This window comes from Fibrobacter sp. UWP2, from assembly GCF_900141705.1.
GTDB lineage: Bacteria > Fibrobacterota > Fibrobacteria > Fibrobacterales > Fibrobacteraceae > Fibrobacter.
Genome location: NZ_FQYM01000040.1, coordinates 1 through 17559, shown reverse-complemented (window position 1 = coordinate 17559; position 17559 = coordinate 1). Strand labels below are relative to the sequence as shown.

Annotated in this window: 15 protein-coding genes; 14 read left to right on the top strand and 1 reads right to left on the bottom strand. The window is 52.1% G+C overall.

Features of this window, described 5'->3' with window-relative positions:
- Positions 1-239: 239 nt before the first annotated feature.
- From BUB55_RS12750 to BUB55_RS12705, 10 genes are all read left to right on the top strand, one after another.
- Entirely contained in the window at positions 240-1073 is an 834-nt protein-coding gene (locus BUB55_RS12750) for a hypothetical protein (RefSeq protein WP_073192079.1), read from the top strand.
- Positions 1073-4522: an autotransporter outer membrane beta-barrel domain-containing protein gene (locus BUB55_RS12745; protein ID WP_073192077.1), complete on the top strand. Its 3450-nt coding sequence runs from the start codon at positions 1073-1075 to the stop codon at positions 4520-4522. The genes BUB55_RS12750 and BUB55_RS12745 overlap by 1 nt, the downstream gene beginning before the upstream one ends.
- Positions 4523-4947: 425 nt before the next feature.
- Positions 4948-5472, top strand: coding sequence for a hypothetical protein (locus BUB55_RS14095; protein ID WP_143153067.1), 525 nt, complete (start codon positions 4948-4950; stop codon positions 5470-5472).
- A 74-nt stretch (positions 5473-5546) separates the two neighbouring features.
- Positions 5547-5894 (top strand): hypothetical protein, encoded by a 348-nt coding sequence (locus BUB55_RS12735; RefSeq protein ID WP_073192074.1) that lies wholly within the window; start codon positions 5547-5549, stop codon positions 5892-5894.
- Positions 5895-5989: 95 nt separating this feature from the next.
- Positions 5990-6457, top strand: a complete 468-nt coding sequence (locus BUB55_RS14370) for a hypothetical protein (protein WP_073192071.1) — start codon at positions 5990-5992, stop codon at positions 6455-6457.
- Between the two features lies 1 nt (position 6458).
- Positions 6459-6872 (top strand): C40 family peptidase, encoded by a 414-nt coding sequence (locus BUB55_RS14365; RefSeq protein WP_073192069.1) that lies wholly within the window; start codon positions 6459-6461, stop codon positions 6870-6872.
- Positions 6873-6992: 120 nt separating this feature from the next.
- Positions 6993-7493, top strand: coding sequence for a hypothetical protein (locus BUB55_RS12720; RefSeq protein WP_073192067.1), 501 nt, complete (start codon positions 6993-6995; stop codon positions 7491-7493).
- A gap of 13 nt (positions 7494-7506) precedes the next feature.
- Positions 7507-7842, top strand: coding sequence for a hypothetical protein (locus tag BUB55_RS12715; RefSeq protein ID WP_073192064.1), 336 nt, complete (start codon positions 7507-7509; stop codon positions 7840-7842).
- Complete coding sequence (locus tag BUB55_RS12710; protein WP_073192062.1) at positions 7839-8072, top strand: hypothetical protein; 234 nt, start codon at positions 7839-7841, stop codon at positions 8070-8072. The genes BUB55_RS12715 and BUB55_RS12710 overlap by 4 nt, the downstream gene beginning before the upstream one ends.
- Positions 8073-8400: 328 nt before the next feature.
- Positions 8401-9324, top strand: a complete 924-nt coding sequence (locus BUB55_RS12705) for a sugar phosphate nucleotidyltransferase (protein ID WP_073192060.1) — start codon at positions 8401-8403, stop codon at positions 9322-9324.
- A gap of 91 nt (positions 9325-9415) precedes the next feature.
- Here the strand turns inward: BUB55_RS12705 and glgC are convergent, their stop codons facing one another.
- Positions 9416-10666, bottom strand: coding sequence for a glucose-1-phosphate adenylyltransferase (glgC, locus tag BUB55_RS12700; RefSeq protein ID WP_073192057.1), 1251 nt, complete (start codon positions 10664-10666; stop codon positions 9416-9418).
- 276 nt (positions 10667-10942) lie between these two features.
- Between glgC and BUB55_RS12695 the strand changes: the two genes are divergently transcribed.
- The 4 genes from BUB55_RS12695 to BUB55_RS14090 all read left to right on the top strand — a co-directional run bounded on the left by BUB55_RS12695 (position 10943) and on the right by BUB55_RS14090 (position 17487).
- The gene (locus tag BUB55_RS12695; protein WP_073114279.1) at positions 10943-12805 is read left to right on the top strand and encodes a phosphoenolpyruvate carboxykinase (GTP); all 1863 of its coding nucleotides are present in this window, start codon (positions 10943-10945) and stop codon (positions 12803-12805) included.
- 288 nt (positions 12806-13093) lie between these two features.
- Entirely contained in the window at positions 13094-13699 is a 606-nt protein-coding gene (locus BUB55_RS12690; RefSeq protein ID WP_073192055.1) for a PadR family transcriptional regulator, read from the top strand.
- A gap of 52 nt (positions 13700-13751) precedes the next feature.
- Positions 13752-16265, top strand: a complete 2514-nt coding sequence (locus tag BUB55_RS12685; protein ID WP_073192053.1) for a glycoside hydrolase family 94 protein — start codon at positions 13752-13754, stop codon at positions 16263-16265.
- 214 nt (positions 16266-16479) lie between these two features.
- Positions 16480-17487: a hypothetical protein gene (locus BUB55_RS14090; protein WP_143153066.1), complete on the top strand. Its 1008-nt coding sequence runs from the start codon at positions 16480-16482 to the stop codon at positions 17485-17487.
- Positions 17488-17559: the final 72 nt, after the last annotated feature.

Genomic DNA, 17559 nt, shown 5'->3' with positions numbered 1-17559 from the left:
GAAAAGAGCATGAAACTACTTGACAATGAAGCGCTAATAGCCTAGATTTACACCAGTTGGAGACCTGGATTTTCAACTAAAAAAGGGACAAATTCCTGGACGCGAACGGCAACTTTACCGACAGTGGGAAGAAGGCGTCCGACTTCGCCACGTCCACGCAGGGCGGCAAGGCCGACTCCGCAATACAGGGCGTAAAGCTCAATGGCGCGTCCTCCGCGCTGACCCCCGACAGCAACAAGGTGGTCACCATTCCCGATGCCATCGCGACCGGAACGACGGGGGCGACGAACGGCCTCATGACCGCCGCCGACAAGCAGAAACTTAACGGCATCGCTTCCGGTGCGGAAGTCAACCAAAACGCATTCAGTAACGTCAAGGTGGGCAGTACCACCGTTGCCGCCGACACCAAGACGGATACGCTTGAACTCGTCGCTGGCGGTGCCACTATCATCACGCCCGACGCTACGAACGACAAGATTACTATTTCGTCAACCGACCAAAGCGTTACCGCGGTGGGCAACCACTACACCCCCGCCACAGATTCGAGCGCCGAGAAGGACGCTAGCGGTGGTACGGCCACGCAGTTGCCGACATCTTCCACGGGAGCGCTGGTGCAGGTCGTGACGGGCGTGCAGATGGACGCCAAGGGCCACGTCACCGGAGTAGTGTCCAAGGGCTTGTGGTCACCCAACAGCACGTATTCCAACGAAAGCCTCGGCAATGGGTATGGAACATGTGCCACGGCAGAGGCCACAGCCGCGAAAACGGCCACGCTTTCAAACTATGCACTTGTCAAGAACGGCTACGTTTCCATCAAGTTTACCTACGGACTTTGCGCTAATGCGACCTTGAATATCAATAGCAAGGGAGCCAAGAGCATTTTTATTGACGGGGCCGCAGTTACGGCTACCACCGCCAAGAGGGTGCTTGCAGGTGACATCGCGACATTCGTCTATGATGGTACGCAGTATCAATTTGTCTGCACCGACCACCATGAGCGCAAGTTCGACATCAACTACCGCGCAAGCGACAACGCGCTTGTGTTCACCAAGAAGTTCGGGATGGCATCGTAATGGCAGAGCATGAACTGAACAAGATTGTGGACGACGACGGGGAGGTGTTCAACCTCCGCGATTCCACGAAACAGCCGACCGCCGACAGGGTGTCGTCATGGGGTAGCACTCCATCGGACACCAAGTACCCGAGCGAGAAGCTGGTCAAGGATAGTTTGGATGCGAAAGCTAACGATTCAGATGTCGTTCATAAAACCGGAACAGAAACGGTATCGGGAGCAAAAACATTTAACAATACAAGTTCAGTTTTCTCCGGAAAATGCGCGAATGATATAAACGGAGTTTCGTTGTCGTCGGCTTACGGCGTTTTTAGAACTGAACTTGGCGACCCTACACTGGAAGAACGTGCAATAATCGAAGAAACGTTCGCTAATCAACTGGAATTCTTACCGAAAAATAAAATAGTTTATGAAACTTCTCCAAAAGGAACTGAAACATGGACTACGCTGGCTGTGCCGGACAGCACCCATAATTTATTGTGGGGGGGGAATGTAACAGGGCCGATTAGTATATCAAAGAACTTAGATTTTCGCATTACAATAAATGCGCCGTATTATTGCTTGTTGAATTTCCTTTACTTTTACGGGGGCGGAAATGGTGCGACTTTCCATATAAAGCTGGAAAAGAAGTTGAACAGCAGTGGAGCATGGTCTGTTGTATCAGATACTGCTGAAACAAGTATCGGTTGGCCCGGTCATAATACCATACGTCATAGTAACCTTTCTTTCTGTCCTAACACCCCTCATCGATACGGATCGGTAAGACTGACCCTTTACGTGGTTTCTACGGGAGATGTAGAATCTTATCCGTCATACAACGTAAATAAATTTCGTTATTACGGCGGTTATCCGTACAAGAGTGACCCGTGGATTGTAAAAAACGGAAGCTCGGGAGTGACGAATTTCCCGAAAGGCATCACAAGCGGCGTCGCTATTCCGGTGAGTAGCGGCGGTACAGGGGCGACCACTGCAATCGGTGCCGAATACAACATCCTCAATCAAGTAGCCGACATTGACACGACCATAAACGGGGACCGCAAGATTGCTCTCTGCAACCAAACGAAGTCAGCGTCCAACGGGGTATTCCGCTGGATAAAGCTGAGAAACGTATGGACTTGGATAAAGGGCCTCCTTTCCTCGGAATCGGGAGTGAACATCAGTGGTAGTTCGGCATCTTGCACGGGCAACGCGGCGACGGCTACCGCGCTTTCCGCTGGTGCTGACAGGACGAAGCTGGACGGCATCGCCGCAGGCGCCGAAGTCAACGTGCAGTCCGACTGGAACCAAACCACGACAACTGCCGACGATTACATCAAGAACAAGCCGACGCTCGGGACAGCCGCGGCGAAGGACGTGCCGACAAGTGGCAATGCCAGCAACACGCAGGTCGTGATGGGCAACGACTCGCGACTGACCAATTCCCGTACTCCGACGAACCATGCATCGTCCGAGACCACGTATGGTATCGGTACTACATCCAACTACGGCCACGTGAAACTCGCTACGGGCGACATGAATGGGGCTACGCATGCTGACGGTGTCGCTGTCTCCAAAAACCACACGCACAGCCAATATCTCACAAGCCACCAAGATATCAGCGGCAAGTTAAACAAGGATGCCAGTAACGCAATTACTGGGAGTGGGACAGGGACGGCTCCTACATTACTAGAAGGTCTTGGGATTGGTACGAGAAAGATTTCATCAGGCGATGTATTTATACCGACAACGAATGCGGAAGGAGCGGCCGACGGAAAATGGTTCAAGAGAAAATTGGCAAACATTGCGTACGGAATCACGGGGTACGGTCTAGGCAGTATACAAGTAACAAATGAGGATTACAGTGCCCAAGTAGGAATGAGCTATGGTGATTTCTACAACAGCAGTACGCCTATTTACGGATGGAAAATAGGTACGACCAGCGTTAACGTGCCCGGTGGTTGGGCTACCTGTAACTTGAGGGCAATCGTTGTCATCACGGACTGGTCTGGAACAGGTGATTATTCTCCTACCGATTTTATCGGAACACTGACAATTAATGACAGAATGAGTGCAGCATCCCTCTCCACTGATTCTTGGAAATTCATCGGAAGACTTACAAGCCTGCAACCTCAACGTACGGACTCCGGCAATAGAGGATGGGCCTTATACTGCAAAGGCAATTCATCAACATACTCGCATGAATGGTACATAGGCCGAAGAGGTTCAACCGCCAGTCAGATGAATGGCGAAATCAAATACTCGAAGATTACGATACTTCCATTGTTCGAGAGCCGTTGGACTCGTGCGATGGAACGTGTTAATAGCCCCATGACGTTCAATACAAGTAATTATGACGACTGGTGGGCTCAATACGTCAACGTTGCACTACCCGCTGAAACTTATTCAGTAGGGTCCGCTTCGTTGCCAGTGTACATCGACCCTAATAAAGAAATTAAGCCGATAGAGCGTTCCATCATTCTTTATGACAACCGACCTAATCAGACCTACAAGGACCCTTTTTTCAGCGCAAGGATAGACGATGACACATTCTGCAATATAGAGGCGTGGAACAAAAACGGCACTATCATGTGCGGATTATACGCAAGGAATGGCTCGGGGACTACTGCCGGTTTTATATCCTATATGGATTCCACCGGTTATCTTCATTTTGGCGAAGACCAAGACAACAGCTGGTCCGGCAGAAGTGGTAATGGTAGTAGTGGTTCCCAAAAACATTATTTCAATGGTGCCGAAATATGTGGAAGCTCGCTTAGGAACTCGGGGACTAGCCATTATAGGTTATACTTCGGGAAGATGACTCCAGGTACAGACAATGGAGCGAAGCACTTCTGCGGTCTGCTTGAAGTAAACACCATAGCTAATACAAGCGGTGCAGTGAGAGGGACAGGGTTCGTAGCCATTATCAAGATTGATTCAAGAAACTACGACGAGTTTCACGTAAACGTGTCCATAATCAGCAATAACAGTTGGAATCTGACAGGACTCCGTCCAACACTTATTGTTAAAGAAGACGGTAATGAAAGGCTGTTCGCTATAGGGTTCACGAACGCCAGCGGAACACTGCAAGCATTTCAGTATACGCGATTCAACTTGACCCAGATTGGTTACTCTCTTGGATTCACATACGACAGATGGTTCAGTACCGCCAGCTCACAGGGTAGCGGTGAATACTTTTGGCCCGCAACGCTGGGAGATGCAGAAAATGCAGTCTCGGCAAACGAGCTTCGCGTACCTTACGGCTCAGGAAGTATTTACCTTCAAATAGGTGTCAGTGGCAGCTACCTTGCGCTCGGCACCAACATGGCCGACGGTGTCATGGTGAGCTACGCAGGAGAGGCGTCTACGGCAGCCGTGGCTAGCAGGCTCGGCACCGCATCCGTCGGCTCGGCCGACAACCCGATTTACCTCAACAACGGCGTGCCCACGGCATGCAACTGGTGGGTGTCATGATAGTGAAGCAGGTAAGTGCAGGCGTGCAAAGGTTCGGGGTAGCCGTGAAGGACGACGGCTACGGTCATCTCTGTCTTGCGAACATGAAGACAGGCAATCCGTCATTGCAAATTGCTACGAGTTGGTTCAAGGATTTGGCGTACCCCGGCAAGGACAACGTGTACGCTAGGCACTGCTGCGCCAGGAATAACGGTCAGGGTGCAGGAATGTTCGCGTACTCGACGTCGGGAAGAGGGACTTATTTTCAACCGTGCTGGGAGAAGAGTGTGTCCAGCCATGACATACGCTACACGGCCAGGCCACTCAACAATTTAATCAATGTCACCACTTACGGGCATCCGTCATTTTACGTGCCTGTAAGCCCGATTAGTCCGTACGACCCGCGCACCGGGGACTTGCACATAAGGCCGCTAGGCGTATCGGGGTTGAACAATAATTATGTGGAGATAGATGGTTACGAGACGACTCTCGGCTCGATGATATGCGTGTTCGACCGCCTCCATCCTTACATGGTGGCTCAGCTCATTACACTGCGCACCGTCAATTTGATAAACGTCGACGAGAATTTCATAGAGACGCACTGCGGTGTCATCGGCGGAGGATTTGTGAGTATGCAGTGGGGCCATTTATGGAATCGGCCTTACCATGACGCCGGTTATGTCGACCAAGGCGTACACATGATTTCGGGGATGGCCACCGGGATTCCGACACCGCCACCTGACACGACATCGGAAGGAGTAGTGAGTTACGGACAGTGGACTTACCACAAGCATACCTACAACGGGGAGACGACGTATTTCTGCATGCGGTACGTGTACATGGGCAAGCATTACAGCGGTACATACCCCTCCGACATGGCAGACTCGTTGATGGAGCCCGGACTTTATTGCGACGCCACGGTTGGCCCGATAGTCGTGGAAACCGTCGTGGCGGCGGCACAATGGGACTGAATTTTAACATAAAGGAGTAAAAGATATGGCACAGCACGTAACGACACTCAACGAGATCCGAGAGGGTATGGAGCATGGACGATAATCTTGTTGCTGCAGTAATCAAGTTTTTGTTGAGCGCGGCGGGGCTTCTTGCCGCCGTTGCTCTGTGGATCAAGTCCAAGACGGATGTCGGCGGTATTAAGGCCGATCGCGAAAAAACGAAGATTTCTAGAGACAAGGAAACGGAAGATTTGCGTGTGCGAATCGCTGTCTTGGAAAAGTCTGACGAATCGACGAATATTCGCCTGGACAAGGGCGACGAGCGTTTCGAAAAGCTTGATGATAAGATTGACGAGACGAACGGACTGCTCAGGGAAATTTTGGGTGAGTTCAAGTATTTCCGTAAAAATCTTCATATTCCGAATGGTGGTGTGGGGTGATGGCGTTCCTGGCAACATTGGGTTTTATCGCGGCCGTGATTCTTGTCGGCAGGGCGTTGTTCAGTGTTGACGATTGGAAAAATAGTAGGTAAATCATGGCCGGAATTGTATTGCAAAAGGCTGAAATTCTGAAACCGATGCAAGTGGCGGAAGGTAAGCTGAAAGGCGATGTTGTATACGCTTTCGAGCGTGATTTCGCTATGCTCATGTGCACCAGCCGGGGTAATTACCTATGGGAACTTCGGGAAGGCTACATTAGCAACTGCGGCTCAATCCCGTGGCTGGCGCAGAAGATTTTGCGGGTAAAGTCGTTTGACCCGAAGAACCCCAAGCAGAATGCCTTTTTCTTCTTTCATGACGATTTGTATCAGAAAAAAGGATACGACATATTTGACAGGGAAGATTCTGACGCACTCTGTCGCGGTGGTCTGCGCGAATCCGGGAAAACAAGATTCCAGGCGTCTACCATCGATTTTGGGCTGCACCTTGGTGCATGGGGGCATTGGGGCGATAATAAGTACGAAAATATGGACTTTATGTCCAGTCTGCAAAAGGTTGGCTGATATGACTATTGCTGATTACGCCCTGAAATTTGTCGGCCGTCCCTACATCTGGGGCGGTGATGGTTCCGGAAAGTGTAGCGGAGGCTTTGACTGCAGCGGCCTTGTCTTGGAATGCCTGTTGGCGTTCGGAATTATTCCCCAGATTGACTTGACTGCACAAGGTATCTACGATATTCTCTATAATCAGCTTATTTGGAGTTCTGTCGAGCGAGGAAAGGAAAAGCCCGACGACATCCTATTCTTCGGAAAGGACCTTAAACACATCACGCACGTCGCAATAGCCATCGGAAACGGTCTGATGGTCGAGGCAGGTGGCGGCGGCTCAAAATGCAAAACGGCTGCGACATCGACGGGAATGGTACGCGTGCGCCCGATATCCTGGCGCAAGGACCTTGTCGCCGCATTGAGAGAATGACGAACTAAATTTTAACCAATTTTCCTAAAACGCCTTCGGGCAAGACTATCTCCGTAAATTTGAAAATGACCGCTGGGAAACTCCCGGCGGTTTTCGTTTTCAGTCCAAAAGGAGATAGTTATGGCTACTTACGAAAACAATGATTACACTTCCAAGGGCGTAGGCACTGCCGGCCTTACGCTCGGCGTTATCGGTACGGCGCTTGCCAGCGGCGTGCTCAACGGCAACGGTCTCGGCGGCCTCTTCGGCAACCAGAATCCGGCCACGAGCCCGATTTACCAGTTGTCCCAGAAGGACAACGAAATCGCCTTGCTCAAGGCGCAGCAGTATTCCGACAACAAGCTCGCCGTTTTGACCGAACGCGTGTCGAACCTCGAAGCACGTGTCCTTGCCGACGAAAAGACCGACCCCCTGCGCGACCAGATCCTGGGCGACCGCATTGCCGGCCTGCAGAACATCGTGAACCGCATCAGTGCTCCGTTCGTGCCGAACTACGCCGTGGCACCGGGTTGGGGGCCCGCTTTTGTGTCCCCGTTTCCGCCCGTCCCGCCCGTCGTCGCCGGTAGCGGAACGACAACTCCCACTCCCGCCGCCTCCACCAGCACGGCGCAAGCTTCGTAAAAAGAGGTAGCCCATGCAGATTTCGCTTGAAAAAGCCGTAGACGGCTTCATCGGCTTCATGGCCGACCAGGTGGCTACAATCCAGAAAATGGGCGACCGTTTTCTGGGATTTGCGGCTCTCGGGGCTCTCAAGAGCAATCCTGGAGCTCTCGTGTCTAAAGTGAAGCCCTGGATGGAAATGTCCGGGATTCTCGTCGACAATATGGTGAACTTGGATTCCGCAAAGGCTGCGCTCGACATGGCGTTCGCAAATGTGCCGAAAGTCAGCTATTTTGGTTTTTCGTTCACTGCGGACGACGTTCCGGCCCTTCTTGCGAAGATGCAGGGTGTCGAGGAGGTTGCACAATGACCGAACGCATGAAAGCGGTTTTGGAGCGTACCGAAAAGACGCTCTGCCGTCACCTTGAAGACCTGAATGACCAGGTTGAACAGGATGGTGGCCGTATCAAGGACCACATGACGCTTGACGGTATTAAGGACGCTCTTAAGAGCGCTCGTTGCCTGATGGAACTCATGTCCGGAAATGGCGAATCGACGGCCGTAAAGGCTGCCGCGAAAACGGTTCCTGGCGTGATTTAGTCGGTTCTTGATCTGAACAAGGCGGCTGGCAGAAATGCTGGCCGTCTTTTTGGTCTTGTGACCAAAAAATGACCATAGCCCTTATTTGCCTTTTGCTGTCTCAAAATAAAACATCAGCTGACTCTTAATCAGCGGGTCGCAGGTTCGACCCCTGCATCATCCACGAAAAGCCTCTCCTAGCGGAGAGGTTTTTTTATTTCGTTTTAAAAAAAAACGGAAAAATGCCCTCATAGACACTTTAGTTTGCTCAAAGAATTTTTTTTTGCTATTTTTGACATTAATAGGATGTGGAGTTATAGGGAATTCAGGTTTTTTAAGGAATTTTAAGATGAAAGTAGTATTGCCTGTTGCCGGGAACGGTCTTAGACTCCGTCCCTACACAGAAGACCGCCCCAAGTGTCTCCTGCCTTTGGCGGGCAAGACGATTATAGATTGGATCGTCGAGGACACGGTTTGCTTGAATCCCTCCGAGACGATTTTTATTACTGGCTACAAGGCCGAGAAAATGGACGATTTTTTGGCGGCAAAGCCGGAATGGGGCAAGACCCGCACGGTCGTCCAGTCCAATCCGCAGGGCTTGGGGGAGGCGATAAGCCTCGCGCTCCCTTATGCAAACGACGACGAACCGCTCTTGATTATCCTCGGCGATACGCTTTTTGAGGCCGATTTGAGCATTTTGACGACCGCCCAGGAGAACATCCTCTACACATTCAAGGTCGAAGACCCGAAGCGTTTCGGAGTTGCCGTGACCGACAAGGACGGCCGTATCGAGCGCCTGGTCGAAAAGCCCCAGGAGTTCGTGAGCGACGAGGCCATTGTTGGCATATATTATATCAAGGATGTGAAGGCGCTCAAGGCTTGCCTCAAGCACTTGATGGATAACGATATTCGCACCAAGGGCGAGTTCCAGCTGACGGATGCCCTCGAGATGATGATCGAGCAGGGTTGCCGGTTCCGCACGGCCCCGGTCAGCAAGTGGCTTGACTGCGGTCTTGTCGAGACGCTCCTGGAGACGAACGCCCACGTATTGAACAGGAATGACAATTCTGCTGAACGTTCCTTCCCGAATACGACGATCATCGGCCCGTGCTACATTGGCAAGAACGCCAAGATCCACGGATGCAAAATCGGCCCGAACGTCTCGATTGGCGACGATTGCGAAATCTCGGGCTGCGAGATCAGCGACGCTATCGTTTGGAACGGCGTGAAGATTGCCAACGGCAAAATCAGCAACACAGTTGTGCACAAGTAACCGTTCGTTCGGTACTCACTTTATGATGATAAAAAAAGCCCCGTTTCCGGGGTTTTTCGTTTCGTTCAAGGGAATGAAACTGGGAATTTTTTTATGCCTTGATGATTGTGTCCTTCGCGAGCACCACGATGCCCGATTCGGTCACGTGGAAGAGCTTGCGGTCGCGTTCCAGGTCATAACCGATTTGGAAGCCTGCCGGGATGTGAAGACCCTTCTCGATAATGGCGCGGCGAACCTTGGCGCCCGGTCCAATGGTCACGTTCGGGAACAGAATCGCTTCTTCCACTAGGGCGTCCTTCTGGATGGTCACACCCGGCGAGAGGATGCTCTTGACGACGGTGCCGCCGCCGATGATGCAGCCCGCCGACACGATGGAGTCGATGGCTGCGCCCTGGTGGCTCTCGTTGTCGCCGGCAAAGAAGCGTGCGGGCGGCTGGTTCCAGTTGAACGTGCGGATGGGCCAGTAGTTGTTGTAGAGGTCAAAGGGCGGCTGCTCGGAGCACAGGTCCATGTTTGCTTCGAAGAAGGCGTCGAGCGTACCCACGTCGCGCCAGTAGCCCTTGGTCGATGCTTTTTCGCCGCGCACGATGTTCGTGTTGAAGTCGTACACGTAAACGGGGTAGTCCTTGTAAAGGCTTGGGATGATGTGCTTGCCGAAGTCGGTTGCACCGTTTTGGGCGCCCTTCATGAGCTCGCGTACAAGGAACTTGCTGGTGAAAAGGTAGTTGCCCATGCTGGCGAGGCACCAGCCGGGGTTGCCCGGCATCTCCTTGGGCTGCTTGGGCTTTTCTTCGAAACCAATCATGCGGTGGTCGGCGTCCACCTCGATAATGCCGAATTCGCTCGCTTCTGACACGGGGACGGGGATGGCGGCGATGGTCAGGAGGGCGGCGCGGGAGAGGTGGAAATCAATCATCTGGTTGATGTCCATCTTGTAGATGTGGTCTCCGCCAAAGATGGCGACCAGGTCCGGACGCTCGTCGGTAATCAGGTTGATATTTTGAAAGATGGCGTCTGCGGTGCCGCGATACCAATCGTCGCCAGTGCGCATTTGTGCAGGAACAAGGTCCACATACTGGTCCAGGCTCGCGTTCAGGTTCCATGCGGCGGAAATGTGTTTGTTTAGCGAGTCGCTTTTGAACTGCGTGAGGACCTTGATTTTGAATATGCCGGAATTGATGAAATTGTTCAGGACGAAGTCGATGATGCGGTAGGTTCCGCCAAAATGGACGGCTGGTTTCGCGCGGTCGCGGGTGAGGGGCTGCAGGCGGCTTCCTTGTCCGCCGGCCATGATCATGCAAAGTATGTTTTTCTGGTGTTCCCTGGAATAAGACCAACTCATATAACCTCTTGTGTAACTCGGAGTTACCTAATCAACATATACATGCGTAATCTACGTTTTTTTCCAACAAAATGTAAACTTTTTTCTCAAAAAAATGCCAAATATCGTGGAGGACAATTTCTGGTGCATATTCGGGCAGACCGGTAGTGGCGGATGGCCGTGTGTTTTTGCTCAAATTTTTTATGGCAACCCCTGCAATGCAAACTTGTTTTTTGTAAATTTTACCGCGTTCGAAATTTTATCGAAAACAAACAACAAACCAAACAGGAGCTCATAATGAGTCTTACCCTTAACGATATCAAGCACCCGAAGATCAGTACTTGGGTGAATGAAATGATTGCCATGTGCGAACCGGACAACGTCGTTGTCGTTGACGGCTCCAAGGAAGAATACGATGCCCTTATGCAGAAGTGCGTCAAGGCTGGCCTCGCCACGAAGCTCGCCAAGAAGGAAAACTGCTACCTGTTCCGTTCTCTCCCGTCTGATGTGGCCCGCGTCGAATCCCGTACCTTCATTTCCTCTGTGAAGGAAGAAGATGCAGGTCCGACCAACCACTGGATCGACCCGTCTGAACTCAAGCAGACGATGCGTAAGCTCTATAAGGGTTGTATGCACGGCCGTACCATGTACGTGATTCCGTTCTGCATGGGCCCGCTCGGCTCCCCGATTTCCAAGAACGGTATCGAAGTCACGGACTCCGAATACGTTGTTCTCAACATGGACATCATGACTCGCGCCGGTAAGAAGGTTCTCGACATCTTCAATGCAGACGTGAACGCTGAATTCGTTCCGTGCCTCCACTCCGTTGGTAAGCCGCTCCGCGAATGCGAAAGCGACAACGGCATCTGGCCCTGCGCTGACGTTGAATACAAGTACATCACTCAGTTCCCCGAAGAACGCCTCATTTGGTCCTACGGTTCGGGCTACGGTGGAAACGCTCTTCTCGGTAAGAAGTGCTTCGCTCTCCGTATCGCTACCGTTCTCGCTCGCGACGAAGGCTGGCTCGCTGAACACATGCTCATCCTCAAGCTCACCAACCCGAAGGGCGAAGTCAAGTACGTGACTGGCGCATTCCCGTCTGCTTGCGGTAAGACGAACCTCGCCATGCTCATCCCGACTATCCCGGGCTGGAAGGTCGAAACCATCGGTGACGACATTGCATGGATGAAGTTTGGTAAGGATGGCCGTCTCTACGCTATCAACCCGGAAGCTGGCTTCTTCGGCGTTGCTCCGGGCACCTCTGCAGAATCCAACAAGAACGCTCTTATCTCTGCAGAAAAGAACACCATTTACACCAACTGCGCCCTCACTGAAGACGGCGACGTGTGGTGGGAAGGCATCGGCTACCCGGCTAAGGGCAAGCTCGTTGACTGGAAGGGCAAGACCCGTGACGCTCTCCCGAAGGACAAGGCTCCTAAGGGCGAAGAAATGGCTCACCCGAACGCTCGCTTCACCGCTCCGGCCAAGCAGTGCCCGTGCATCGCTAAGGAATGGGAAGATCCGGCAGGCGTGCCTATCTCTGCAATCCTCTTCGGTGGCCGTCGTCCGTCCACCATTCCTCTGGTTCACCAGTCCCTCAGCTGGAACCACGGCGTGTTCCTCGGCTCCATCGTGGGTTCCGAAATCACGGCTGCCTCTACGATTGACGCCTCTCAGGTCGGTAAGATCCGTCGCGACCCGTTCGCCATCCTCCCGTTCTGCGGCTACAACATGGGTGACTACTTCAAGCACTGGATCGAAATCGGTAAGAAGTCTACCGAAGACAAGCTCCCGAAGATCTTCTACGTGAACTGGTTCCGCAAGGATGCCAACAACGAAAAGCTTCCGGGTGGCTTCATGTGGCCGGGTTACGGCGACAACAGCCGCGTGCTCGCTTGGATCTTCGACCGCTGCAACGGTGTTGACAACGCTGTCGAAACTCCGATCGGTTACATGCCGAAGGAAGGCGCCATCAATACTGATGGTCTCGCTGACTACTATAAGGAAACTCTCCCGCAGATCACGAAGGTTGACGTGGAAGGCTGGAAGAAGGAACTCGCCGACGTTAAGGAAAACCACTATCCGAAGTTCGGCAAGCACCTCCCGAAGGAACTCTCCGAAATCATCGACATGATCCAGGATCGCCTCAATAAAGCCTAATAAGCTTTATCTTTCCTAACGGAAATCCTTTAAAAATCCCTGCTACCAGCGATGGTGTCGGGGATTTTTTACATATAAACTAATTTTTGTGTCTTTTTTGAAGGGAAAAACGTTTTTAATGGCATTTTTCCCCAAACTGGCACCTTAGGAATGCCCTTTTTGGGGGCTTTTTTGCTTTTTTTTACTTTTTTTTGCGCGGGGGGCTCCTTTTTCGCAAAAACCTAGTTATATTCCAAGTTGGAATAACCCGGTTGTTAGTTTTGCCGGTTTTGGAATAGAGGAAGAAACATGAACCGTTACGATTTGGTCCTGCTAGGCCTCATTTTGGAGCACGAGCGCAGTGGCTATGATATTATTACCGAGATTCGCGACCGCGAATTGGACCGCTGGGCGAACTTGAGTACATCCACTGTCTATAACCGCCTGACGACACTTGAAAAGAACGAATGCATCGTTGGTCGCGCCGAACGCGACGGCAACCGCCCTGAACGCATGGTCTTCAATATCACCGACAAGGGGAGGGATGTGTTGCGCAAGGAGGTCCTCAAGCACCTGACTGGCTTCAATGACGACCCGCGTACCTTGGGTTTTGCCTTCCTTTATGGCGCCGATAATAAGGAACTGATTCGCACTCTTGAGGCTCACGAACGCCGCCTGGTGCAAGAAATCGAGAACTTGGAGAAGATGATTGCCGAGGAACCGCGCCCCACGCTCTACCCGGAAGGCCCGTTCCTCAACTGTATGAGCCGTGACCATATTCTTGTGGAACTCAAGTACGTGCGTGCCGCCATCGGCATCTTGCGCGACCCCATCCGCAACAAGAAGCTCGACGGCTACTTCTACATCAACTTCGGCAACCGCGATTTCGAGAACTTCAACCAGAAGAAAGACTAGTTTTTCTATATTTACCGCGTTAAATTTAACAACCCCCTCTCACGGAGATACAATGGCTACAAAACAGAAGAAGAGTGTCAAGAAGGTCGCCTCCAAGAAGGCTCCGGCCGCCCAGTACGGCTACTTCGATGACGCCGCGAAAGAATACGTGCTTACCACGCCGGCAACCCCGATCAAGTGGTGCAACTACGTTGGTACTTTGAACTTCGGCGGTATCGTGGATACCACCGGCGGTACCCTGGTTTGCAAGGGCGACCCCGCCCTGAACCGTATCACCAAGTACATCGCCCAGATGCCGTGCTCTGATTTCAAGGCCAGCACCATCTATATCCGTATCAAGGAAGCCAAGGGCTACAAGGTGTTCTCTCCGTTTGTCGTTCCCACCCTCACCAAGATGGACAAGTGGGAATGCCACGTGGGTCTTTCTTACATGCGTTGGATCGCCGAATGCTGCGGCCTCCGCACCCAGGTGACGATTTTCGTCCCGACCGGCTCCAACACTCTCCTCCAGGACATCCAGGTGACGAACCTCGGTGGTGCCGCCAAGGAAGTGGACATTATCCCGGTTTATGAATTCAGCCACTTCGAAGCCGAAAAGCAGCTCACGAACGCCGACTGGGTCCCGCAGACCATGACCCTCAAGGGCCACTGGGAAAAGGACGGCCATGTGGTGCTCGAACAGTATGCTTACATGAAGCGCGACTACGCCGTGAACTACGTGACCGCCAACTGCAAGGTCGGTAGCTTCGACGGTGACCGCCGCGTGTTCCTCGGTGCCAACGAAATGGGCTCCTGGGCCGCTCCGCTCAGCCTCGCCAACAAGGAACTTTCCAACAGTGAATGTGACCGTGGCGACAACATCGCCGCCCTCATGATTCACGGTGGCAAGATTGCCGCCAAGAAGACCTTCCGCTGCTGCACCCAGCTCGGTCAGGAACAGAGCCTCAAGGTCGCCGCCAAGGCCATCGCCAAGTACCGCGACCTCAAGAACGTCGACAAGGCTTTCGACGAACTCGCCAAGTTCTGGGAAAACTACCTCTCCACGATCCAGGTGAAGACTCCGGACGCCTCCTTCAACACGATGGTGAACGTCCACAACCCGCGCCAGTGCCACACCACCAAGAACTGGAGCCGCTACCTCTCCCTGTACCAGCTGGGTTACGGCACCAGCCGCGGTATCGGTTACCGTGACTCCACGCAGGACTTGATGGGCGTGATGAGCCACATGCCGGAAGAAGCCTTGGTCCTCACCAAGAACCTCATCTCCGTGCAGCGCCCCGAAGGTAACGCCATGCACCAGTACGCCCCGCTCGCCCTCGCCGAAGACAACGGCAACGAAGCGAACGCCGGTGACTCCCGCGAAAAGGCCGGTGTCAAGGATGCCAAGGGCAATCCGATGTATGCCGACTGGTACGGCGATGACCACCTCTGGATCATCCTCACCGTGGCTTCTTACCTCAAGGAAACCGGCAAGATGGACCTCCTCAAGGAAGAGATCCCGTTCTACGTCGCCGGCAAGAAGCGCAAGGATCGTCCGAAGGGCACTGTCCTCGAACACTTGAAGCGCGCCCTGAAGTTCACCCGTGAACACCTCGGCAAGCACAACCTCCCGCTCCTCGGCTTTGCCGACTGGAACGACTGCATGAACCTGCCCCTCGGTGCAGAATCCACGTTCAACACCGCCTTGTACGCCAAGGCCTTGCTCGAAATGATGGACATCGAAGAAGCCCTCGGCGACAAGAAGGCTGTGGAAATGTACAAGGGCTGGTACGAAGACGTCAAGGCCGCCTTCAACAAGAGCGCCTGGGATGGCAAGTGGTGGACCCGTTGGTTCGACAAGGACGGCAACGGCTACGGTGTCGCCAAGGCCAAGTACGGCAAGATTTACTGTAACGGTCAGTCCTGGCCGGTCATCGCCGGCATCGCTTACGGCGACCGCGCCAAGCAGGGCATGGACAGCCTGAACAAGCTCCTCAACACCAAGTACGGCGTGAAGAGCTCCACTCCGGGTTACCGCGGCTTTGAACCGGCCGTGGGTGGCATCTCCACCTATCCTCCCGGAGCCAAGGAAAACGGCGGTATCTTCCTCCACACCAACCCGTGGGTGATGATTGCCGAAACGATCCTCGGCCGTGGCGACAATGCCTTCCAGTACTACAACCAAATTAACCCGGCTTCCAAGAACGGAATTCTCGATATCTTCGAGTCTGAACCGTATTGCTATCCGCAGAACATCCTCGGCGACGAACACAAGCAGTTCGGCATGGGCCGTAACGCATGGCTCTCCGGTACCTCCACCTGGACGTACCAGGCTGCCACGCAGTTCATCATCGGTATCCGCGCCAACTACAAGGGCCTTGTGGTCGATCCTTGCATTCCTTCTAAGTGGAATGGCTTCGAAGCGACCCGTAAGTTCCGTGGCGCTACCTACCAGATCACGGTGAAGAACCCGAAGCACGTTTGCAAGGGTGTCGCCAAGATGGTGGTTGACGGCAAGGAAATCGATTCCAATGTCGCCCCGATCTTTACGAAGGGTGTCCATAAAGTCGAAGTCACCATGGGCTAATTTGAATTATAACCGTCGGTTCTAATCCAAATTTGGATTTATAAGGTCCGCTCCTTTTGGAGCGGATTTTTGTTTGCTCTCGCTTGGCTCTCTGCGCTTCTTGAATGAGTGTGTCATCCTGAGCGACCGTAGGCCGCGAAGGATCTAGACCAGAAATTTAAATATCCGCTCCGCTCGGGGCGGATTTTTTGTTGTATGTGATTTTCATCTCTGTATGGAGACGATGCTTGTTAAAAAAATATATATTGGATTTGTATATAAAAAGCAACAAAGGGCGCTTATGGAAAAACGATTTGGCTGGGGAATTCGTGTTGTCACCATTATGGGTGCGGTGTTTTTTGCATCGTGTTCCGATACGGATTCGTCAAAATCCGGCATGGGCGTAAATACCGATGAATCTACAGAGTCATTGAATTTGTGTACACTCGAAAATGAAGGCAATGTCAAGTATGTGAATCTAGAAGATGCGTACTATCGATGCCATGACGAAGTATGGGAAAAAATTGAGGAAGGATTCTCTAGTAGTGCGGTAGAGGAAAATTTATCTAGTAATGTAAATAGTAAGCTGGCTAGCAGTTCTTCTGCAAAGCAACTTATTAGCAACGCGAATGAGAAAATATCGAGCAGTGTAACAAAAGATAAATCGTCAAGCAGTCAAAAGGCTGTTTCTTCAAGCAGCGTTAATAAAGAAAAGTCCTCAAGTAGCACTAAAGTTACTTCATCAAGCAGCCAAAAGGCTATTTCCTCAAGTAGCGTTATAGAAGAAAAGTCTTCTAGCAGCAAAAATATTGTTTCCTCAAGCAGTGAAAATACGAATCTGTCGAGTAGTTCTAAGATTGTGGCTTCTAGCAGTTCCGAAGGAGTGACTTGTACCGATGGCGATAAGGTTTACCAGGAGTCAACAGGGAAGTATTACGAATGTCAGGGTGGGGAATGGATTGAGATCTCAGGTGAAAACTGGGAAGTCGTAAGTTCGAGTTCATTAGGTGAATCGTCTTCAAGTGTTTGCGCTACAAATTTATGTGGAGCCGTTTGCGATGAAGAAGGCAAGATTGCTATCGGACAAAAAGATAGTCTGATTTATTTTTGTACAGCATTTGGCCTATGGGAAGACCGCACGAATTGGAACTGGAATGTTCCTGTGGATGAACGCCGAAATTATTCCATCACCTACGGCACGCTGACTGACTCGCGTGACGGAATTTGTCCCTTTTTTAGTTGAAAATCCAGGTCTCCAACTGGTGTAAATCTAGGCTATTAGCGCTTCATTGTCAAGTAGTTTCATGCTCTTTTC